The sequence below is a fragment of the Brenneria izadpanahii genome (assembly GCF_017569925.1).
GTDB lineage: Bacteria > Pseudomonadota > Gammaproteobacteria > Enterobacterales > Enterobacteriaceae > Brenneria > Brenneria izadpanahii.
In genome coordinates this window covers 702,384-724,346 of the sequence record NZ_CP050854.1, presented here as the reverse complement: position 1 = coordinate 724,346, position 21,963 = coordinate 702,384, and the positions used below count along the sequence as shown (strand labels likewise).

Below are 21,963 nucleotides of genomic sequence, written 5' to 3'. Positions count from 1 at the left end.
TTCAACCTACTATGTGGGCGGAATGCTGCTTTTCAACTGCGCAACATCGTTTTCCTCTCATTTAGCCCCATAATTTAACGGCGCTAAGCAAGGTCAACGGCCAACATAACCCTTTTTAATTCGGTCAAACTGTTTTGGTTGAAAATAAGATGGGGTCAACAATTTCATCATCAAGGGGGGCAATGAAAAAAAATGGGCTTTATCCCTTGTTCGATCAAACTATTGTTGATTTGCTCTGTTGTATCCCTGCAAAACGCCCGATATGATGCCGCGCTCGCCGCAAAAAGGGATATTCCCGGCGTGATGGCGACAATAGCACCTTAACCAAACACCTTCCTCAATGTGCTTGAAGTCGCCGCCATCACTGCGCCAACGTCAAGTGCGGAAGGAAACATTAATAATCTGTTATTGCAGAGGATTTATGCACACGAACAAGTTGGCGAATCCCGGTCCGTTGGGACTGATGGGCTTCGGGATGACGACGATTTTATTAAACCTGCACAACGCAGGCTTTTTCCCGCTCTCTTCCATTATTCTCAGCATGGGCATCTTTTACGGAGGCATTGCCCAGATCCTGGCCGGTTTACTGGAATATAAGAAAGGAAATACCTTCGGCGTAACCGCGTTCACCTCCTACGGCGCTTTCTGGTTAACCTTAGTCGGCATTATCATGCTGCCTAAAATGGGTCTGGCGGAAGCCAGCGATGCCCGTTTCCTGGGCGTATTCCTCGGCCTGTGGGGGATCTTTACGCTGTTTATGTTCTTTGGAACATTGCGGGCCAACTTTGCATTACAGTTTGTATTCGCCAGTTTGACCGTACTGTTCGCTTTACTGGCCGTCGGTAATTTTACCGGCAACCATACGCTGCTGACCTTTGCCGGCTTCGAAGGCATTATCTGCGGAGCAAGCGCAATTTATCTGGCGATGGCGGAAGTCTTGAACGAACAATCAGGCCGCAAGGTTCTGCCCATCGGCGAACGCCGCGTAAGCTGAATATGAAAACAGGCCCCGCTAATCCGGCGGAGCCTGTTTTATCGACGGCAACCGAAAATGCATTAAATGCCCACGGTTGAACGAGAACGCTCCTCGCCGATAATTTGCGGCGTCTCCTCGCTATTCAAGTCTCGGTGCAAATAAATTCCCAGCAATACCCCGACGCCAGCCAACGTTAACACATACCAGGCCGGCGCCAGCGGAGTCACCTTCATTATCAAGGTGACGAAAATCGGCGTCAGCCCGCCGAAAATGGCGTAAGCCACATTATAGGAAAAGGAGATCCCGGAAAAACGCACTTCGGCCGGGAAAGCTCTCACCATCACGTAAGGCACGGCCCCGACGACCCCGACGCTGAATCCGGTAATCGCATAGCCGACGAACAGCAGTTCCGTGTCGCTTGCCGCCACACTGTAGAAAAACCAACTGCACGCGGCCAGTAGCAGGCTGCCGAAAATAAAAATCTTGCTGGTGCCGAAACGATCGATCAGCAGGCCGGCGGCGACGCAGCCGAACATCAACGCGATCGTAGCCAGGCAGTTGGCCTGCAACGCCAGTGCGGCGGGGATGCCATGTACTTTTTGTAAATAAGTGGGCGCCATAAGGATTACAACCACGATGCAGGCCGACAACATCCAGGTCAGCAGCATGGAAACCACCACCGCCCTCTTATGGTTGACGACCACGGATTTCAGCGGCAATTCCGAGGCCAGTTTTTTATGGGCCTGCATTTCAATGAAGATGGGCGTTTCCTGTAGCCAGCGGCGCAGATACATCGCCACCAGACCGAAGATCCCACCGATGAAGAACGGCAAACGCCAGCCGCCGCCCGCCAACTGCTCTGGGGTAAAGAGGGTGTTCAGCAATGTCGCAATCATCGATCCCAGCAAGATCCCCACCGTCAGGCCGGCGGTCAAGATACCGCAGGCAAAACCGATGCGGGAACGGGGAACATGTTCCGCCACAAACACCCATGCGCCAGGCACCTCGCCGCCAATCGCCGCGCCTTGCAGCACGCGCATCAGCAACAGCAATAACGGAGCAGCGATGCCGATAGATTGGTAAGTAGGCAGCATGCCCATCGCCAACGTTGGCAGAGCCATCAGCAAAATGCTCAGGCTAAACATTTTTTTACGGCCGACCAGATCGCCGAAGTGGGCCATGACGATGCCCCCCAGCGGACGAGCCAGATAGCCGGCGGCGAAAATGCCAAAGGTCTGAACCTGGCGAACCCATTCAGGAATATCCGCAGGGAAAAAGAGATCGCCGATAACCGCCGCGAAAAAGACGAAAATGATGAAATCATAGAACTCCAGCGCGCCGCCCAGCGCGGCCAGAGAAAGTGTTTTGTAATCCTGTCGGTTCAATCGACTATGAGGTTGGTGATCGCGTCGCATAATTTACCGTGCCATGCCAGTGTCGGGATAAACAAAAATTTACCATTAAGTGTAAAGCTGGGATTACTATACCGGCAAAATTTTTATACACCAGCAAGACTGGATCTTATTTGTGAAATAGCTCAACTTCAGTTTTTTATTTCGCGCACGGCATTTTTAGGGCGAAAAGCTGCTACGACCTTTGGATCGGTTTCCACATATGGCCCTTCCAGCAACTGTATACAATAGGGAACGCTGGCAAAAATACCGGCGACGATAACGTTGCCATCAGCATCTTTCAGCCCTTCCAGCGTCTCTTTGATGGATTTAGGCTGCCCAGGCAAATTAAGAATCAGCGCATGTTTACGAATCACCCCCACCTGCCTGGACAGAATGGCCGTTGGCACAAACCGCAGACTGATTTGCCGCATCTGTTCACCAAAGCCCGGCATTTCACGATCGGCAACGGCCAACGTCGCGTCAGGCGTCACATCGCGACGCGCCGGCCCTGTACCGCCCGTGGTCAGCACCAGATGGCAACCCCGTTCATCAACCAGTTCGCATAGCGTCTGTTCAATCAGCACTTGTTCATCAGGAACCAGACGGGTTTCAACTTCAAAAGGCGTCGTCAATGCGGACGCCAGCCATGTTTCCAGCTCGGGAATACCCTTATCCTGATAAACCCCGCTGGATGCCCGATCGGAAATGGAGACCAAACCAACATGCAGTACGTTCATAGCAGCCCTCTAATAAAATAAAAAACCAATTTTATCAGGATATTGTCTAATTTGAGCGCCAATAGAAAGAAATATTCTACGACAGGATCACGACATGGAATATCGTTCATGACGATATATGATAATTATTATTAAATACCGTTTTAAAAAGGAAACAAGTCGATTTTAATCAGGTCATCGTCGGCGTTGAAGCTATAAAAGGTAATAGCGACATAGCGATTTCCGTCACCGAACAAACAGCTTCAGATTTTTCCCAAATAAAGCCATTTAAACAAAGAAAAAGCAGTCGGCCCGGCCATTAAACCTCACCAGATTTTGGATAATATGGTAAAGTTAGCACGTATTTTCATATAAAAGATAATAAGTAAAAAAGTCACGCCAAGGGAATATTCATGAATAGCGCTAAGTATAAGATATTAGAACTTTTTTCTCATCCTATGTCCGCCTTCATTATTTTTGGTTTTATTTCCTTTTCCGTCTCCATCATTTCCATACATGAATCAAACAAAAGAACCTGGAAGGTAGAAAGGCATGACCTGGATTCAATAATTAAAACTTATGAATCATATAATTCCGGAGATGTAACAGAAGCTGATATAACGGAGAAAACAGGACGTTATCTTTTGGCCCGGATGAGAACTTTTGCATTTAATACCCGTGATGTTCGTGGTGAATGTATCAATAGATTATCAACGTCGGAACTGAAATTTAATGATATGACCATTATTCGAGTGTGTCAGAATAAACTCCCATCGATTGGGAGTTTTGCCGGAAAAGGCACGCTAACCGTCATTTTCCCTATTCTGTCGGCGCAGGACGACCTGCTGGGCATTCGCATCAGAACAACGTCAAACGAGCCTTACCCTTCGCTACTCGATACGTTTTCCACCACCACTTCCATTATCGGCATCGTAAGCATTGTGCTGCTCACTGCCATACTAGGCAGTCTGCTTTCCATTCTCGCCAGGAAATACCTGATAGAGTTACCCTTAACGGCAAAGTATGACGATTTAACCGGCTGCCTGCGCCGGGATGCGTTTTTTATGGCCGCCAACAAGGCTCTGAGCATATCCAATTTTTCCAAACGCCCCTTATGCGTCATTCTTATCGACATCGATCACTTTAAGAGCGTGAATGATACCTTCGGCCATAGCGCCGGGGATGACGCATTACGGCTGGTGGCCGATATCTTTAAAAACTCATTCCGCCGGGAAGATATTTTCGGCCGGATTGGCGGTGATGAGTTCGCTATTATTTTACCTAATATCGCGTTAAGCGAGGCCTATGAAGTCGCAGAGCGCGCCAGATTAAGGATCAGCAAAGCCCGCAGTGAAATATTAGGGAAAGACGTCGGCTTAACGGTTAGTATCGGACTGGTTGAATACCATATTGAATCCGAGGGTTTAATAGAAGTCATGAACCGGGCAGATGAAAAACTTTATGTCGCCAAGAAAGTGCGAAATACTGTAGCTAAATAACAATTTATTTAGTTACAGTTTATCTGGGAAATAAAAACCGCCGATTATGAACCATTTCTTAACTTATTACCCCATCTAATGGGCGTCAAATGGTATGCCCATCCTCTAAATAATTCGAGTTGCAGGCAGGCGGCAAGGCAGACGGAGCGGATTCGAACGGTACTCGCGACGGGTCAGCGAAACCTGGCGCAGGGAAATCCGCGTAATAAAACCCGCGCGCCGGCAGACTGAAAAACATTACACAGAGTCAATATTTACAGCACGGTATTACGTGCGACAAAAAAATAGCCGGATAGATATCCGACTATTTTTTCCAACCGTCTTTTACAGCGATGCGGCAATCATTTTTTCCAATTTTTCCTGATCGACCGCAAACTTGCGAATACCATCCGCCAGTTTATCAACGGCCATCGGATCCTGATTATGCTGCCAGTAGAACTGCGCTTCGGTCATCTTAGCCGGACGTGCTTTAACCTCGCCGGTATAAGAAAGTTTACGAACCACTTCGCCTTCGCTTTCGGACAGCTCTTTCAGCAAAGCCGGCGCGATGGTCAGACGATCGCATCCGGCCAGCTCAAGGATTTCACCCAAATTACGGAAGCTCGCCCCCATAACCACCGTTTCATAGCCGTGTTCTTTGTAGTAATTATAAATTTCACTAACGGAAATCACGCCCGGATCTTCGCCAGGAGCGAACTCTTTCTTATCGCCATTGGCTTTATACCAATCCAGAATACGGCCAACGAACGGCGAAATCAGGAATACGCCGGCTTCGGCGCACGCGCGAGCCTGCGCAAAGGAGAACAGCAGCGTCAGATTACAGTTGATGCCGTCTTTCTCCAACTGCTCTGCGGCGCGAATCCCCTGCCAGGTGGAAGCCAGCTTGATCAAAATACGGTCATTGCTGACGCCCGCATCGTTATAGAGCTTAATCAGGCGCTTGGCCTTTGCGACGCTGGCCTCGGTGTCGTAGGAAAGACGAGCGTCAACTTCTGTTGAAATGCGGCCGGGGATCAGTTTCAGGATCTCCAACCCGATGTTGACGGCCAGTTTATCGGTGGCGTCAGTAATCTGCTGATCACGATTGCCGCTCTGAGCGCGCGCCCAGGAAATCGCTTCATCAATCAGCTTTCGGTATTCAGGAATTTGAGCGGCATTCAGAATCAGTGAAGGGTTAGTTGTGGCATCCTGCGGTTGGTACAATTTCATTGCCGCAATATCACCGGTATCAGCCACAACCGTTGTCAATTGGCGTAGGGAAGTCAGTTTATCCGTCATGTTGGCGTTTCTCATTGTTTATGCGTGGATTATTAGTGCATGAACTGGTGGCATTGTGTCGTCGCCTAAATCTGATAATAACACGCGCGAAATCCGGCGCAAGAAAGCCTTTTCATCCCGGTTTCATCGCGCCGTATCACTATGTTTCCCTGCGGCCGTTGCAGACATTAGATAAAAGAGCCGTATGGGAAAACTTTACCAGCTAATTATTTTTCAGCTATAAATCAAGCGAACTGATGATTACCGTCCCCTGTTATAGCCATCGCCGTTTTCTTGCTTGATTTTTGCTACAGTATAGACACTGAAATCAGCTCTATAGGACATGGCGCATGTTAATAACCATTTCACCCGCAAAAACCCTTGATTACACCAGTCCTTTAGCGACAAAACGCTATACCCAGCCGGAATTGCTGGATTACTCCAGCCAGTTGATTTCCATTTGTAAAAAACTGACGCCTGCGCAGATCTCATCGCTCATGGGCATCAGCGATAAACTGGGCAGCCTGAATGCCGTGCGTTTTAATGACTGGCACCCGGATTTCACCCCTGATAACGCGCGGCAGGCATTATTGGCCTTTAAAGGCGATGTCTATACGGGATTGGCGGCGGAAGATTTTAGCGAAGACGACTTTGATTTTGCCCAGCAACATTTACGCATGCTGTCTGGTTTATACGGGGTTTTACGCCCGTTGGACTTAATGCAGCCCTATCGGCTGGAAATGGGGATCAAACTCGGCAACAAGGCAGGCAAGGATCTCTATAGCTTTTGGGGCGATATCATCACCGAAAAGCTCAATCAGGCATTAAGCGAACAGGGCGACGATATTCTGATTAATCTGGCCTCTGACGAATATTTTAAATCGGTCAACCCTAAAAAATTAAACGCTCAAATCATCAAACCGGTATTCCTGGATGAGAAAAACGGTAAGTTTAAAGTCATCAGCTTTTACGCCAAAAAAGCGCGCGGGTTGATGAGCCGCTTTATCATTCAGAACCGGCTGACGCAGCCTGAACAACTGAAAGATTTTAATCTGGATGGATATTACTTCGCCGAGGCGGAATCCTCCGCCCATGAACTGGTGTTTAAACGCCGCGAGCAATGATGATAACCCCTACACGCCGGCGTCCTCCCCAATCCTTCCGTTATTTCTGCGACGGCGCATGACTTCAACAACGGCTCCCGCCTGCCGCCGCGGGGACGGCGGCGCTAACAGACGGGAATGACCGTCGGTGACGTTTAGCGCGGCAGCGTCATCAGGAACTGACGCAACTGCGCGAAATCGTTCGGGAAGTTATGCGACAGCAAATCCAGATCGGCGCGTTTCGCCAACGCTTCGGGCAGTTCCAGTTTTTTACCCAGAATCGCTTCCACGCTCTCCTTAAACTTCGCCGGATGCGCCGTTCCCAGAAACAGCCCGAATTCGCCGGGTTGCAGCTGATCGCGCAATAAACGATAGGCAACCGCCGCATGAGGCTCTGAGGTGTAACCCAGCGCGTCGAGTTCATGCATGGTCGTTTTGGTGGTTTCATCGCTTACCGAACCAAAACCCAATGTTTTCAACTGCCAGTTTTTACGGCGGAACAGTTCTTCCACACGCGGCCAGTTGTTCGGCTGGCTTACATCCATGGCGTTGGATAAGGTGGCGACGGTTTTATTCGGCTCCCACACGCCATTGCTCAGGAAACGCGGCACGGTATCGTTCGCATTGGTTGCGGCGATAAAGCGTTTAATCGGCAGGCCGAGCGACTTGGCCAACAGACCTGCGGTCAAATCGCCGAAGTTGCCGCTAGGAACGGATACCACCAGTTGATTACGCGCCTCTTGCGGCAGTTGGGCCACGGCTTCAAAGTAGTAACAGATCTGCGCCAACAAGCGGCTGATATTAATCGAATTAGCCGAGTTTAACCCAATGGTTTGCTTCAGCTCTTCATCATCAAAAGCCTGCTTAACCAATGCCTGACAGGCGTCAAAATCGCTGTCGACCGCGATGGTGTGAATATTGCCGCCCAGCGTACAGAACAGTTTTTCCTGCAACGGGCTGATTTTGCCGCGCGGGTAGAGGATCACCACGCGGATATTTTCCAGACCGTAAAATGCGTGAGCGACTGCGGCGCCGGTATCCCCGGAGGTTGCGGTAAGAATGGTGATTTTATTGTCGCCCGCCACTTCAGTCAGCATCTGCGCCATAAAACGGCCGCCGAAATCTTTAAAAGCCAATGTCGGTCCGTGGAACAGTTCCAGTGAAGCGATATCGTCGGTAACGGAAACGACCGGGGCCGGGAAAGCAAATGCCGCCTTGACGCGCTGGTATACCGTTTCGTCAGACATCTCATCCCCAATGTAAGCGGACAAAATGCGGCTGCTGCGGGTAACGAAATCCAATTCCAGCAACGCGTCGATTTCAGTCAGACTGAACTCGGGCAATTCCAGGGGGAAAAACAGCCCTTGCTGACTTCCCAGCCCTTGTTTGATAGCCTGAGCAAAACTGACCTGCTCGTTATGATCTTTAAGATTGTAGAGTTTCATGCATTATCCCAGTTGTCGTGCGCCAGTCGTATCCAGACGGCAAATATGAACAAAACCTTCATCGTTCTGCAAATAGTTATCCCGTAGCCAGTCAGCCAGACGCTGAGCGCTATCCATTTCGTCGCATACGGAAAATAACGTCGGGCCCGAACCAGAAATGCCGCAAGCCAGCGCTCCGATATCCTGTGCGGCCTTCCGCGCCTCGGCAAAGCCGGGCAGCAGTTTCGTCCGATAAGGTTCTGCTATTACATCTTTCATCAGTTTGGCGGCCAGCGAGGCCTGACCGGTATGACAGGCATGGATAAAACCGGCCAGATAACGGCTGTGGCTGATGCAATCCTGGCGGCGATATTGCGCCGGCAAAATAGCCCGCGCTTCGGCCGTCGATACTTTAATGCCCGGATAGGCCATGACCCACAGCCAATCATCAAAGGCCGGCACCGGCTGGCTGATAATCCCCCCTCTTCCAGTATCAACTGGATGCCGCCGAGGAAACAGGGAGCCACATTATCATAATGCACGCTGCCCGAAATGCGCCCTTCCAATTCTCCCATTAGCGCCAACAGCCGGGTATCGTCCAGCGGCTTGCCGCAGAACTCATTCATCGCCATCAGTCCCGCCACCACGGAACAGGCGCTGGACCCCAACCCTGAGCCAATCGGCATATTTTTCTCAAGCGTCATGGCCACCGGAATGGTTTTACCGATCTCCTGACAGAAACGCTCCCAGCACTGATACACAATGTTTTGCTTCGGATCATCCGGCAGCTTGCCGACGAAGCGGCCTTCGCAACGCAGACTGAACCGATCCGCCGCAACAGCGGAGACGCAGTCTCCCAGTAGTGAACCGTCTACCGGCGAAACCGCGGCTCCCAGAACATCAAATCCGACGCTGACATTGCCTATTGATGCGGGCGCATACACCTTAACCATAATTAAACTCCCAACTTCCATGACAGGGTACGCAGTAAATCTGCAAAGACACCGGCGGCGGTAACATCGTTACCTGCGCCATACCCCCGTAATACCAATGGTAATGGCTGATAGTAACGGCTGTAAAAGGCCAGCGCATTTTCACCATCTTTAACTTTAAACAGCGGGTCATTGCTCCCTACCGCGCTGATTTGAACTTTACAGCGTCCATTCTCGATCGCGCCGACATAACGCAGCACTTTGTCTTCATCGCGCGCTTTGGCGATACGGCTGGAGAATTCATCATCCACCGACGGCAAACGGCTCATAAAGTCGTCCACATCGCCGGAGGCGTCGAAACTGGGCGGCAATACGGATTCGACGTCAATATCCTCCAGCTCCAGCTTATAACCGGCCTCACGCGCCAGGATCAGCAGCTTGCGCGCCACATCCATGCCGGACAGGTCGTCACGCGGATCGGGCTCGGTATAGCCTTTTTCTTTAGCTTGCCGCGTTGCTTCAGACAACGACATGCCTTCATCCAGCTTACCGAAAATAAAGGACAACGATCCGGATAGGATACCAGTAAAACGGATCAGTTCATCGCCGGCGTTCAGCAGATTCTGTAGGTTCTCAATAACCGGCAGGCCGGCGCCCACGTTGGTGTCGTACAGGAATCGACGGCGCGACTGCGACGCCGCATTGCGTATTTGCTGGTAATAATTCATCGATCCGGTGTTGGCTTTCTTGTTCGGCGTGACGACATGGAAACCGTCCGCCAGGAAATCGGCGTACTGATCGGCAACCGCCTGGCTTGACGTACAGTCGACAATCACCGGATTCAACAAATGGTACTCCTTGACCAGACGGATCAGGCGGCCCAGGTTAAACGGCTCACGGGCTTTCGCCAGCTCTTCGCGCCAGTTATCCATCGGGATGCCGTTAATGTTGGTCAACAACGCCTTGGAATTGGCGATGCCGCACACCCGTAGATCGATATGCTTCTGCCGCAGCCATGGCTGCTGACGGTGGATCTGTTCCAGCAGCGCGCCGCCGACGCCGCCGACGCCAATCACGAACACATCAATGACCTGATCGGTATTAAACAGCATCTGATGCGCGACGCGAACGCCGATTGTCGCCATATCATTATTGACCACAACCGAAATTGAACGCTCGGACGAGCCCTGAGCGATGGCAACAATATTGATATTGGCGCTCGCCAGCGCGGTGAATAAACGGGCGGAAAGGCCGCGCAGCGTGCGCATGCCGTCGCCGACCACCGAGATGATGGCCAGGCGCTGCATCACATCCAGCGGATCCAGAATCCCCTCTTTCAATTCCAGATAGAACTCTTCTTCCAGCGTCTTTTTGGCGCGGGCCAGTTCATTCTGCGACACGCAAAAGCTGATGCTGTATTCGGAAGATGACTGCGTAATCAGGACGACGGAGATACCCGCCCGAGACATCGCGGCAAATACGCGCGCCGCCATCCCGACCATACCTTTCATTCCCGGACCGGAAATATTGAACATCGCCATATTATTCAGATTGGTGATGCCTTTAACCGGATACTGCGTATCGGTACTGTCTAACCCGATAAGCGTGCCGGGAGCCTGGGGATTTTCGGTATTCTTGATAAGGCAGGGAATTTGGAACTGGGCGATAGGAGCGATGGTGCGGGGGTGGAGGACTTTGGCGCCGAAGTAGGATAGCTCCATCGCCTCCTGATAGGACATCGATCTCAATAATCTGGCATCCGGCACCTGACGCGGATCGCAGGTATAAACGCCATCGACATCCGTCCAGATTTCACAACAATCCGCTCGTAAACAGGCGGCCAGCACGGCGGCGGAGTAATCCGAACCGTTGCGGCCCAGCACCACCAGTTCACCTTTATCGTTGCCCGCGGTGAAACCGGCCATCAGGATCACATGGTCGGCAGGGATCTCGCTTTCGGCGATACGGCGGGTAGACTCGGCGATATCGACGGTAGATTCAAGGTAGTGCCCCTGAGCCAGCAGTTTCTCTACCGGATTAATCACGGCAACGGAGTAACCCCTAGCCTGTAACACCGCTTCCATTATGGCGATCGACAGCTTTTCGCCACGGCAAATAATGGAGGCGTTAACGCTATCGGGACACTGCCCCAGCAAAGCGATGCCGTGTAAAACCTGCTTCAATTGCGCGAACTCCTGATCCACCAGCGCCTTAAGGCGGGCGCCGTCAAAACCGGGTTGAGATTGCGCAAGGCCGTTTAGCAAAGAAGAGAAGATGGTTTCAGCGTCGTTAAGATGAGGCAGCAAATCCTGTCCGGCGACGGTTCTTTCAATCATCGCCACCAAATGGTTAGTAATTTTTGCCGGCGCTGACAGTACAGTGGCAACCTGTCCCTGGCGCGCATTGCTTTCGATAATATCGGCGACGCGTATAAAACGCTCCGCATTTGCCACTGAAGTCCCGCCAAATTTCAACACTCGCATTTTTATCTTTTCTCCTGAATTTCCGCCGCCAAAAACGCCGCAAGCATTTTTGAATGCCACTGTGGCAAACTGGAATCGCTCGCCATAAGCCATAAAAAAAGCCCGCACTGTCAAGTGCGGGCTTTTTTCGATTCTTCTGTATGCGTCAGCCCGCACCGTTACTGGTTGTAATGGTGGTGGTAATAATCGTGGTGATCAGGCTGATATTACGCATCATAAAAACTTATCTTAGTAAATTTAGATTTGACCGACCTATTAGTTAGGGCAATTGCGTCTTGAAGTCAACGGATTTCTTTTTTCCCGCGTCATCAAACCGGAATGGGGAAAAGAGAAATAAACCAAAAAACCCCATGAGTATGGAATTATTTTTTACCAAGCGCGATAAACCAACTTATTCATCCAAAATAACACCGTTTGAAGACTTTTTATTTTGATATCGCTTTTTCGATATCATGCAGCAGCATATGCAACATTGCGGTGTCCCGTTTCTCCAAACGCCCCAGCCGTTGATGAATCCAGTCCCGTAATTTCTCATCATCCTCCACCGCCAGATTAACCAACAACCGCTCCAATCGCTGACGTAATGCCGATAGCTGCCCTGGCGGCGGCGGAGCGGCGGCATCCGGTTTTACCTGCATCAACTCCGCCAGTTGATAGCAATACACCATCACCGCCTGACCAAGATTCAAAGACGGATAATCCGCCTTCATCGGTATCCCGGTTAGAATATCCGCCAACGCAAGTTCTTCGTTGGTCAGGCCTGAGTCCTCGCGTCCGAAAACCAATGCGGTGGTCCCTACCCACGCCTGTTTTTCCTGCATTACGCCCAATAGTTCGGCAGGCGTGCAATAGTAACGAAACCTGGCCCGGCTGCGGGCCGTAGTCGCAATGGTAAAATCGATATCCGCCAATGCGTCCGCCAGCGTGGGAAATGTCGTCACCGCATCCAGGATATCCCCGGAGCCATGCGCAACCCTGCGGGCGGCGGGTTCCTGATGAACGCGACTGCCGACGATGCGTAGCCCGCCAAATCCCATCGTTTTCATTGCCCTTGCCGCGGCGCCTACATTTTCAGCCCGTGCGGGCTCGACCAAAATAATATGAAACTGCATATCTCTCCTCGGCAGCGTCAGGCGTCATTCATGCGGCGGCGGCGCGAAAAGAAGACCCGCCATAAAAAAACCGCTACACCGCCTCTCCCGACCGTAAAAAATTCTCATTAACCACCGCCAAGAGTTAACAATAAAACAACAAAAAATCGAATATAATGCCGTTATTGAAAAGAAAAACAGATTGACGGAAGAGCTTTCGCCAGGCGCCAACAATCATCGGCGACAATGGAATTATTTATTTAAATTCAATAAGTTAATTAATTTTATTTTACATTAAACGCCCGTGTTCCTACTATCAGCATTTACTATGCTGAATCGTTCACAAAAAATGCTAAATTGTGAGCTAAGCTGGCAATCTTGTAAGTGTTTTTCACAAAATAGTTAACGTGCTACAATGAAATTTGATATATGTCAACAGAACCGTATATTTATCAGTAAGCAAAATCAGAGCTTACTGTTATGTTGCTGTTAATAAGGTTAAACTATGCGCCACTTTGAGTGCGGTTAACCACGCCACGATCGTCTGTCCGCCGTATCTTTAGGCAGGTGAAATGTGCACCAGGAACGAATTTACGTACTTTAGTCCAATGTTGAGTGAGATGGTGATTATTGCCTTTAAAACTCCAATGATAACAGCGACTTCTGTACTTCCGATATTTATAATTTTAGTTGGCAATTTTAGGTAGCAAACATGCAGACGCCTCACATTCTTATTGTTGAAGACGAGTTGGTAACTCGCAATACCCTCAAAAGTATTTTTGAGGCGGAAGGATACATCGTTCACGAAGCCACCGACGGCGCGGAGATGCACCATATTTTGTCCGAGAACGACATTAATCTGGTGATTATGGACATTAATCTGCCAGGCAAAAACGGTCTACTGTTGGCCCGTGAATTACGCGAACAGGCCAGCGTTGCCCTGATGTTCCTCACCGGCCGTGATAACGAAGTAGATAAAATACTGGGGCTGGAAATTGGCGCGGACGACTACATCACCAAGCCATTCAATCCCCGCGAATTGACTATCCGCGCCCGCAACCTGCTGTCCCGCACCATGAATCTGGGCGGCGGCACGGAAGAACGCCGTTTGGTTGAAAGCTACCGGTTTAACGGCTGGGAACTGGATATCAACAGCCGTTCACTGATCAGCCCCGCTGGCGAACAATACAAGCTGCCGCGCAGTGAATTCCGCGCCATGCTGCATTTCTGCGAAAATCCGGGCAAGATTCAATCCCGCGCGGAGCTGTTGAAAAAAATGACCGGCCGCGAGCTGAAGCCTCACGATCGTACGGTCGACGTCACCATCCGTCGTATCCGTAAACATTTCGAGTCTACAGCGGATACGCCTGAAATCATCGCCACCATCCACGGCGAAGGTTATCGTTTCTGCGGCGACCTGGAAGACTAATCTTACACAGCCGAAGCAGATATATTCTCTGCTTCGGCCATTTCCTTCCCACCTATCTTACCGGCGGTTTTCTTTTTTGCTTGCCGCAGTTGCCCTTCACCACGGCATAACGGGTACGGCGCTTAACGCATTTTTCGGCGATCCATCCACCAGCCGATCGGAATAGGTCAAATAAACCAGCGCGTTGCGTTTCTGATCGTAAAAGCGCACGACCTGTAGCTTCTTAAACACTAACGACGTTCGTTTCTGAAACACGACTTCCCCTTTTGAACCGTCGCTTTTAATTTTATCGGTAAGTTCTATCGGGCCGACCTGCTGACAGGAAATCGCCGCATCCGCCGTATCCTCCGCTAACCCTAATCCGCCTTTTATGCCGCCGGTTTTCGCCCGGCTAAGATAACAGGTCACATTTTTGACATCGGGGTCGTCAAACGCTTCCACCACGATTTTGTGGTCCGGCCCCAACAGCTTAAACGTTGTATCGACTGAACCAATCTGTTCAGCCTGAACAGAACCCCAGGACAACATCAGCAGACCAGCGCCCACTACGAACTTTTTATTCATATTCCTGCTTCTCAAATTGTTCATCATTGATTATCGATAGCCCATTATACCCGATAGATTTCAAGATACAGGAAGGCGAGCATAACCGGGCCTGCGCACTTGTAAGACTTGGTAACCGACGCTAACGGGAAACAAACATTTGAACGCCGCCTACCGCCTCCTGGAAGGCTCGGCTCCTGCGAATCGGGAATCGGGGACGCCAGTACATTCGTAACGTGAAAAATGCAGAATACCGGGATATCAGGAGGGCTATGCCAAATAAATCACCGCGGTTGAGCATACGGCGTTATCCGAATAACAAACCGAATGCAGTAAAAATCTTAAGCAGTGCCAATGTAAAAAAATTGCTATGATGCAGCTATCTATACGCTTAGCGCTCAGTGTGTTCTATGAGGAAGATCTATGGATCAAGCCAGTATAATACGTGATTTGCTTAACTGGCTGGAAAGTCATCTCGACCAGCCTTTATCTCTTGATCATGTCGCGGCAAAGGCGGGCTATTCAAAATGGCATTTACAGAGAATGTTCAAAGATGTGACCGGACATGCCATTGGCTCATACATTCGCGCCCGCCGGCTAACCAAAGCCGCCGTAGCATTATGTCTGACCGGCAGACCAATCCTGGATATTGCCCTGCAATACCGGTTCGATTCTCAGCAAACCTTCACCCGCGCTTTTAAAAAGCAGTTTGCGCAAACACCGGCATCCTATCGCCGCGCCGATCACTGGAACACCTTCGGCATTCATCCACCGATCCGGCTGGGTGAATTCACGATGCCGCAGCCGCAATTTATCACGCTGCCGGACACGCCGCTGCTTGGCGTAACGCAAGAGTACAAATGCAGCCTGGAGCAAATTTGTAACTTTCGCACGGAAATTCGCATTCATTACTGGCGCCAATATCTCGCCAATACCAACGTGATTCCGCCGCTATTGTACGGTCTGCACCACGCTCACCCCAACAAAGATAGGGATGACGAGCATCATGTGCTGTACACCACCGCGCTGGAGCCTCGCCACATACCTGAAGGCATCTATCCGGGAGAGCCCATCACCCTGCCCGGAGGAGACTATGCCTTGTTTATCTACAGCGGCCCGCCGGACGGCTTACAGGATTTCATCATTACGCTGTACGACACCTGTTTACCAACGCTGCAACTTGTTCGCCGCAAAGGATACGATGCGGAGCGTTTTCAACCACAAAACGCGTCCAGAGACAGAAAAGAAGACGTCCCTGAAACGATCCGCTGTGAATACCTTATTCCTATCCAACGTTAGCCGGGCGTTCAGCGCTGCAATTCATCCAGAGCCGGAGTATCCAGATGCGAAACATCTCCGGCTGTTTCAATAACCCACCCGGAAGCCAGCCATGGGCTCTGTTGGTAATCGATGCGCGACAGGGAACAGTTACGCAGACGCAGGCGGCGCTCGGCCCAGGCGGGTAAACCGAGTATCGTGCTGAGCAGGCATCCGAGCGCCATACCATGGCTGACCAATAGCGGCTGGCTGCCTTCAGGCAGCGCCAGGCAGCGTTCCAGCACGCCGTGCATACGTTTCGCCATTTCCGCCATCGACTCTCCTTCCGGGATCCGTCCGTCCGGCGTGCCATCCACCATCTGTTTACGCCATCCCTCTTCTTCCGCGCTCAGCGAATCAATATAACGGCTCTCCAAAACCCCCATATTCAGTTCACGCAAACCTGGCTCAATGATGACCTGGCTGCCGCCGCACGCTTGGGCGATAATGTCCGTGGTTTGGCGGGTTCGCCCTAAATCGCTGGTGAAAATATGCGTGATGCCCGAATCTTTCATACGTTGCGCGACCTGCCGCGCCTGATGCTCACCCCGAGGCGTCAAGGCACTGTCAGAGTGCCCTTGAATACGCCGCGCTACATTCCACTCCGTCTCGCCGTGGCGAACAAGATATACCTGTAACATGGTTGTTTTCCGTTATACTGCGTCAAATTAACTAAAAGAGTATAAAACCGTTATGTATCACGTTGTAGCTGCAACCACCAATCCGGCAAAAATTGAGGCGATAACTTCGGCATTCGCCGATGTCTTTGGCGCAGACAACTGCCGCATAGAAGGCGTCGACGTCGACAGCGGCGTTCCCCGCCAGCCGCTCGGTTCGGTTGAAACCCGTACCGGAGCCAGAAACCGGGTAATGATGGCTCGCCAGGTGCGCCCCGAAGCTAATTTTTGGGTCGGTGTTGAAGCAGGAATAGAAGAACGCATGACATTCGCCTGGATGGTGATTGAAAACCCCCATCAGCGCGGTGAATCTCGCTCCGCCGGCCTGATTCTGCCAGAAAGTATATTACAAGGTATCCGTGAAGGGAGAGAATTAGGCGATGAAATGGCGCGGCTGACCGGAATTCAGAATATTAAACATCAAGGCGGCGCGATAGGCGTTTTCACGAATGGGAAACTGTCGCGCGCCAGCGTTTATCATCAGGCTCTGCTATTGGCGCTCGTCCCTTTCCATAATCCCATCTATCAAACGCCGGTACAGACAATAAACTAATCGCCTTTTTTGGCGCCGTCGTTTACGGAGAGCAATTGTGTCTCCAGCCACTTTCTCAGCGCGGGCGGCGCGGACTTCAAGCTGTTGGAGCCGCGGGTGATGGTGGCGATCCCCACGCCGAGTTCGCTTTTCAACTCACGCTGACTCATTTCTCCGCGTAGCAGCTCCTGAATAATACGTACCCGCGTTCCCAAGGCCGCACGTTCGTCAGCCGTCAGCAGCAATTGTAATAACGGCAGGTGAAGTTCTTCATTCATTGACTGCTGTAGCAAAGCCACAAAGCGTAACCAGTCATTATTTCCTTGCTCAGAGAGCGCGGGATCGGTAAGAGATAACGGATTCATAACAGGCTGCCATACTATTTAACTAGTACAGCAGCATAGCACAAGTTGCGAGGGATGATCGCGCTGACGCTTAATAGCGCCGCTGCCATTCCTCATCGGTCAGCACTTTGTCGGGCTGATGCAGAAAGTGGCGATAGAAAACGTCATAGGCCAGAACATTTTTCACGTATCCCCGCGTTTCAGAGAACGGGATACTTTCAATAAACGCCACCGGGTCGATACGTCCCGCGCTGTATCTCAGCCAGGTATTCACTCTGGCGGGTCCGGCATTATAAGCCGCGGAGGCCAAAATACGGTTGCGGCCGAACGACTGATAAACATACTCCAGATAGTTGGTGCCCAGAAGGATGTTGGTTTGGGGATCAAAGAGTTGGCTGCTGTTGCTGTACCCGGTGATATTACTCATCTGTGCGGTGTGTTGCGCCGTCGCCGGCATCAGTTGCATCAGCCCCGATGCGCCAACCGGAGAACGGGCCTGCGGATTCCAGGCGCTTTCCTGCCGGGCTATCGCCATCGCATAACTCTGGCTGATGCCTTTATCCTGTGTGGCACGCAGAAACTCGTCGTTCCAGGCCAGCGGAAAGCGCTCTTCCAAATGATCCCACAGCTTGGCGACGATAGTCGCCTGAACGCTGAGATCCGGCCAGCGTTGTTCAAATGCATAGCGGGCCAGCGCCTCCTGCTGCGGCGCGCTGCTGTTGGCGACCAGTCCGACCCATTCTCTGAGCGACAGATTGTCCATCTGCCAGAACATCAGTTCCTGCACGCGCGCGATTTCCGGCAGCTGCGATAATGCGCGATCCGGCCTGACGGCGGTATTGATCTTTATCTGATAGGGTTCATTCAGCTTTTGAGCCGCCACCATGGGATAGAAACCGCGATCGGCCATTAATCCGCGCAGCAACGCCTCGCCGTCCTGGCGTTTCCCTTGCTCCAGCAGCAAAATGGCCCGCCAATAGCGCCACTCGTCTTTCTGCAAGGCTTCGGCCGGCAATCGCGCCATCCAGGTCGTCAACTCCTGCCGATTTCCATTGCCCAGCGCCATGCGCACCCGACGCTCCAACAGTGCCGTCGAGGCGCTGCGCTGCGCCACGTTATCACGCCAGATCGCCTGTTCCGGCGTAGCGTCGTTGCCCATAAGACGCCAGGCGATCACCTCTTCCATTGCTTGCCGCTCCGCCGCGCTCATTTTTTGCAGACGCGCAATCACCGGCAGCATGGAACGGGCGTCATCAACATCCTGACGGGCCACGCGGCTAAACGCCGCCAGCGTCACCTTACGGGTAAAGTCGGTCGGCCCCACCGTACGAGCAAAGCTTTCCAGGGTTTGCGGATCGCGTTGTAACGTCACCAATGCATCGCTGATGGTTTTGTAATCGTCGGGAAGCTGCTTGACCAGATAATTCACTAATCCGTTATTGCCCTCGTTTATCGCCAGACGAATTCGCTCCAACGTCGTCAATGGCGTCTGCTCACCCGCCTGCTGCCAGACGGTAAAAAGTTTGTCGCACGCGGCCGGCAGCGAACGGCCCGTCAGCCAGATATCGCGGGTCGCTTCCCAGACGCCCTGACGCTGTCCGGTGGCCCACTGCGCGTAATAAAAATTACAGCGCGCCGTCACCGGTTTCGGCGGCTGCGGGCTGAAAGCCAATAATTCGGACCAATCCTGGCGGCGCGCCAGCTCATTAACAAAACTGGTCTTCAGATTTTGCGCCGGCGGCAACGTGGGGTGCGTGGCGATAAACTGTTTAACCTGCGACGCGCTGACCTGACTCAGATTTTGTGTCAGCGAACGATATTCAAGATAAGGATAAAGCGGGTAGCTACGCAGCGTCGGCATAATCTGCGCCACCGTATCCAACTGATTATTATCCCATGCCTGCTTAACCTGCTGATAGCGCTGACGCTGCTCGTCCAGAGAATCCGCCAGTACATGACTTGAAGCCCCCGCCAAACATACTGCCGCAATGACGTACCACCAATGACCCGCTTTGACCATAACCCGCGTTAACCTCATCCGTTATCAATGCAGATATCAATACAATCTAAAATATCGATACCACAAAACCGCTCGTGCAACACATCATGCAAGTTCATCATGAACTTGTTTACATGGATTAAGTGTGGCACATCACATAAGACTACGACACGCCAATCGGGAGAGAATGCCAAACCAAACGCACTTTTTTTATGACGGGCAACCGCTCCCGGCGGCTTATTATAGCGAACGTCATTGTCAGCCCCCTTTTAGCCGCCGCAAACGGCGATTTTTTAACAGACGGCCTTTTTCGTATACTGACAACAGCAAATGGTCGGATGGCTGGGATAAAACATGGAAACCAGCTACACTCCGGGATCAGAATAGTCGATCCGCCGGGGAGATGTTTTTCCCTCAGAGGCAATAAGCCCAACGTGGCAAGCACCGCGTGGCGTATAAACGATTATGTCAATAACAACACAGACTGAAAGAGGCGAAGTCGCAACGTGGCCCAATATGTTTATACCATGCATCGAGTCGGCAAAATTGTTCCGCCGAAGCGTCATATTTTAAAAAACATCTCCCTCAGCTTTTTCCCCGGCGCCAAGATTGGCGTACTGGGCCTGAACGGAGCCGGTAAATCCACCCTGCTGCGTATCATGGCCGGCATTGATAAAGACATTGAAGGCGAAGCCCGTCCGCAGCCGGGAATCAAAATCGGCTACCTTCCGCAGGAACCGCAGTTGAAGCCGGAGCACACCGTGCGCGAATCGGTGGAAGAAGCCGTCGCCGAAATCGTCACGGCACTGAAGCGGCTTGACGAAGTGTACGCGCTTTACGCCGACCCGGATGCCGATTTCGACAAGCTGGCCGCCGAACAGGGCAAACTGGAAGAGATCATCCAGGCTCACGACGGCCACAATCTGAACAACCAGTTGGAGCGCGCGGCGGACGCCCTGCGCCTGCCGGACTGGGACGCCAAGGTCGCCAACCTCTCCGGCGGCGAACGCCGCCGCGTCGCGTTGTGCCGCCTGCTGCTGGAAAAACCGGACATGCTGCTGCTGGACGAGCCGACCAACCACCTGGATGCTGAATCCGTGGCCTGGCTGGAACGTTTCCTGCACGATTTCGAAGGCACGGTAGTGGCGATCACCCACGACCGTTATTTCCTCGATAATGTGGCCGGCTGGATTCTGGAACTGGACCGTGGCGAAGGCATCCCCTGGGAAGGCAACTACTCTTCCTGGCTGGAGCAAAAAGATCAGCGTCTGGCGCAGGAAGCCTCTGCCGAAGCGGCGCGTCGTAAATCCATTGAGAAAGAGCTGGAGTGGGTTCGGCAGGGAACCAAGGGCCGCCAGTCTAAAGGTAAAGCGCGCCTGGCCCGCTTTGAAGAGCTCAATAACACGGAATATCAGAAACGTAACGAAACCAACGAACTGTTTATTCCGCCCGGTCCGCGTCTCGGCGATAAGGTGATTGAAGTCGCCAATCTGAGCAAATCCTATGGCGATCGCCAGTTGATCGACGACCTCTCCTTCTCCGTACCCAAAGGGGCGATTGTCGGGATCATCGGCCCGAACGGCGCGGGTAAATCAACCCTGTTCCGAATGATGTCCGGTCAGGAACAGCCCGATTCAGGCACCATCACGCTGGGCGACACCGTGACGCTGGCGTCCGTCGATCAGTTCCGCGACAGCATGGACAACAGCAAAACCGTGTGGGAAGAAGTGTCCGGCGGGCAGGATATCATGCGTATCGGCAACACCGAGATGCCAAGCCGCGCCTATGTGGGCCGTTTCAACTTCAAAGGGGTCGATCAAGGCAAACGCGTGGGCGAGCTGTCCGGCGGCGAACGCGGCCGTCTGCATCTGGCCAAGCTATTGCAAGTGGGCGGCAACGTCCTGCTGCTCGATGAACCGACCAACGACCTGGATATCGAAACGCTGCGCGCGCTGGAAAACGCCCTGCTGGAATTCCCCGGCTGCGCCATGGTCATTTCCCATGACCGCTGGTTCCTGGACCGAATCGCCACCCACATTCTGGATTATCAGGATGAAGGCAAGGTGGAATTCTTTGAAGGCAACTTCACCGAGTATGAAGAGTATAAAAAGCGGACTCTCGGCGCCGACGCTCTGGAACCGCATCGCATCAAATACAAAAAGATGTCCAAGTAACGCCGAACGGCCCGCCAGCGCGGGCCGATTTACATATCCGGGCCAGGTCGATATCAGTCCGAAAACCAGCTCG

The 21,963-nt window shown here is 52.0% G+C and carries 18 protein-coding genes, 1 pseudogene and 1 other annotated feature; of the genes and pseudogenes, 7 read left to right on the top strand and 12 right to left on the bottom strand.

Annotation, left to right across the window (positions count from 1 at the left end; genetic code table 11):
• Nucleotides 1–421 precede the first annotated feature (421 nt).
• Nucleotides 422–994, top strand: coding sequence for an acetate uptake transporter (gene satP / locus HC231_RS03235; RefSeq protein ID WP_208229699.1), 573 nt, complete (start codon nucleotides 422–424; stop codon nucleotides 992–994).
• A gap of 62 nt (nucleotides 995–1,056) precedes the next feature.
• On the opposite strand, the gene HC231_RS03230 is transcribed toward satP, so the two are convergent.
• Together HC231_RS03230 and mog are read right to left on the bottom strand one after the other, a co-directional pair.
• Nucleotides 1,057–2,391 carry an MFS transporter gene (locus HC231_RS03230; RefSeq protein WP_208229698.1) on the bottom strand — a complete coding sequence of 445 codons (1,335 nt, stop codon included), beginning with the start codon at nucleotides 2,389–2,391 and terminating at the stop codon, nucleotides 1,057–1,059.
• Nucleotides 2,392–2,519: 128 nt separating this feature from the next.
• Nucleotides 2,520–3,107: a molybdopterin adenylyltransferase gene (mog, locus tag HC231_RS03225; RefSeq protein WP_208229697.1), complete on the bottom strand. Its 588-nt coding sequence runs from the start codon at nucleotides 3,105–3,107 to the stop codon at nucleotides 2,520–2,522.
• A 392-nt stretch (nucleotides 3,108–3,499) separates the two neighbouring features.
• On the opposite strand from mog, the gene HC231_RS03220 reads away from it, so the two are divergent.
• Complete coding sequence (locus HC231_RS03220) at nucleotides 3,500–4,585, top strand: GGDEF domain-containing protein (protein WP_208229696.1); 1,086 nt, start codon at nucleotides 3,500–3,502, stop codon at nucleotides 4,583–4,585.
• A gap of 324 nt (nucleotides 4,586–4,909) precedes the next feature.
• Here HC231_RS03220 and tal read toward each other — a convergent pair whose 3' ends face one another.
• A complete protein-coding gene (tal, locus tag HC231_RS03215; protein WP_208229695.1) occupies nucleotides 4,910–5,863 on the bottom strand; it encodes a transaldolase in 954 nt (317 codons plus the stop codon).
• Between the two features lie 329 nt (nucleotides 5,864–6,192).
• Between tal and yaaA the strand changes: the two genes are divergently transcribed.
• The gene (gene yaaA, locus HC231_RS03210; RefSeq protein WP_208229694.1) at nucleotides 6,193–6,966 is read left to right on the top strand and encodes a peroxide stress protein YaaA; all 774 of its coding nucleotides are present in this window, start codon (nucleotides 6,193–6,195) and stop codon (nucleotides 6,964–6,966) included.
• A gap of 134 nt (nucleotides 6,967–7,100) precedes the next feature.
• On the opposite strand, the gene thrC is transcribed toward yaaA, so the two are convergent.
• The 5 genes and pseudogenes from thrC to HC231_RS03185 form a co-directional block, all read right to left on the bottom strand.
• Entirely contained in the window at nucleotides 7,101–8,390 is a 1,290-nt protein-coding gene (gene thrC, locus HC231_RS03205) for a threonine synthase (RefSeq protein ID WP_208229693.1), read from the bottom strand.
• Nucleotides 8,391–8,393: 3 nt separating this feature from the next.
• Nucleotides 8,394–9,322: pseudogene (gene thrB, locus HC231_RS03200) on the bottom strand (homoserine kinase).
• Between the two features lie 2 nt (nucleotides 9,323–9,324).
• The gene (gene thrA / locus HC231_RS03195; protein WP_208229692.1) at nucleotides 9,325–11,784 is read right to left on the bottom strand and encodes a bifunctional aspartate kinase/homoserine dehydrogenase I; all 2,460 of its coding nucleotides are present in this window, start codon (nucleotides 11,782–11,784) and stop codon (nucleotides 9,325–9,327) included.
• A 91-nt stretch (nucleotides 11,785–11,875) separates the two neighbouring features.
• Nucleotides 11,876–11,991 (bottom strand) — a sequence feature (Thr leader region).
• The gene (thrL, locus tag HC231_RS24295; RefSeq protein ID WP_072065937.1) at nucleotides 11,930–11,998 is read right to left on the bottom strand and encodes a thr operon leader peptide; all 69 of its coding nucleotides are present in this window, start codon (nucleotides 11,996–11,998) and stop codon (nucleotides 11,930–11,932) included. (Overlaps the previous feature by 62 nt.)
• Nucleotides 11,999–12,209: 211 nt before the next feature.
• Entirely contained in the window at nucleotides 12,210–12,896 is a 687-nt protein-coding gene (locus HC231_RS03185; protein WP_208229691.1) for a tRNA/rRNA methyltransferase, read from the bottom strand.
• 691 nt (nucleotides 12,897–13,587) lie between these two features.
• Here HC231_RS03185 and arcA point away from each other — a divergent pair.
• Nucleotides 13,588–14,304, top strand: a complete 717-nt coding sequence (gene arcA, locus HC231_RS03180; RefSeq protein WP_208229690.1) for a two-component system response regulator ArcA — start codon at nucleotides 13,588–13,590, stop codon at nucleotides 14,302–14,304.
• A 96-nt stretch (nucleotides 14,305–14,400) separates the two neighbouring features.
• On the opposite strand, the gene creA is transcribed toward arcA, so the two are convergent.
• Nucleotides 14,401–14,868, bottom strand: coding sequence for a protein CreA (gene creA, locus HC231_RS03175; RefSeq protein WP_208229689.1), 468 nt, complete (start codon nucleotides 14,866–14,868; stop codon nucleotides 14,401–14,403).
• A gap of 402 nt (nucleotides 14,869–15,270) precedes the next feature.
• Between creA and robA the strand changes: the two genes are divergently transcribed.
• A complete protein-coding gene (gene robA / locus HC231_RS03170; protein WP_208229688.1) occupies nucleotides 15,271–16,146 on the top strand; it encodes an MDR efflux pump AcrAB transcriptional activator RobA in 876 nt (291 codons plus the stop codon).
• A gap of 8 nt (nucleotides 16,147–16,154) precedes the next feature.
• Here robA and gpmB read toward each other — a convergent pair whose 3' ends face one another.
• Entirely contained in the window at nucleotides 16,155–16,805 is a 651-nt protein-coding gene (gene gpmB / locus HC231_RS03165; RefSeq protein WP_208229687.1) for a 2,3-diphosphoglycerate-dependent phosphoglycerate mutase GpmB, read from the bottom strand.
• Nucleotides 16,806–16,857: 52 nt separating this feature from the next.
• On the opposite strand from gpmB, the gene yjjX reads away from it, so the two are divergent.
• Complete coding sequence (gene yjjX, locus HC231_RS03160) at nucleotides 16,858–17,394, top strand: inosine/xanthosine triphosphatase (RefSeq protein WP_208229686.1); 537 nt, start codon at nucleotides 16,858–16,860, stop codon at nucleotides 17,392–17,394.
• Here the strand turns inward: yjjX and trpR are convergent.
• Both trpR and sltY read right to left on the bottom strand, forming a co-directional pair.
• Nucleotides 17,391–17,738, bottom strand: coding sequence for a trp operon repressor (gene trpR / locus HC231_RS03155; RefSeq protein ID WP_208229685.1), 348 nt, complete (start codon nucleotides 17,736–17,738; stop codon nucleotides 17,391–17,393). The two genes, yjjX and trpR, sit on opposite strands and share 4 nt — an antisense overlap.
• Before the next feature lie 70 nt (nucleotides 17,739–17,808).
• The gene (sltY, locus tag HC231_RS03150; protein ID WP_208229684.1) at nucleotides 17,809–19,737 is read right to left on the bottom strand and encodes a murein transglycosylase; all 1,929 of its coding nucleotides are present in this window, start codon (nucleotides 19,735–19,737) and stop codon (nucleotides 17,809–17,811) included.
• A gap of 485 nt (nucleotides 19,738–20,222) precedes the next feature.
• On the opposite strand from sltY, the gene ettA reads away from it, so the two are divergent.
• Nucleotides 20,223–21,890: an energy-dependent translational throttle protein EttA gene (ettA, locus tag HC231_RS03145; protein WP_208229683.1), complete on the top strand. Its 1,668-nt coding sequence runs from the start codon at nucleotides 20,223–20,225 to the stop codon at nucleotides 21,888–21,890.
• Nucleotides 21,891–21,963 lie beyond the last annotated feature (73 nt).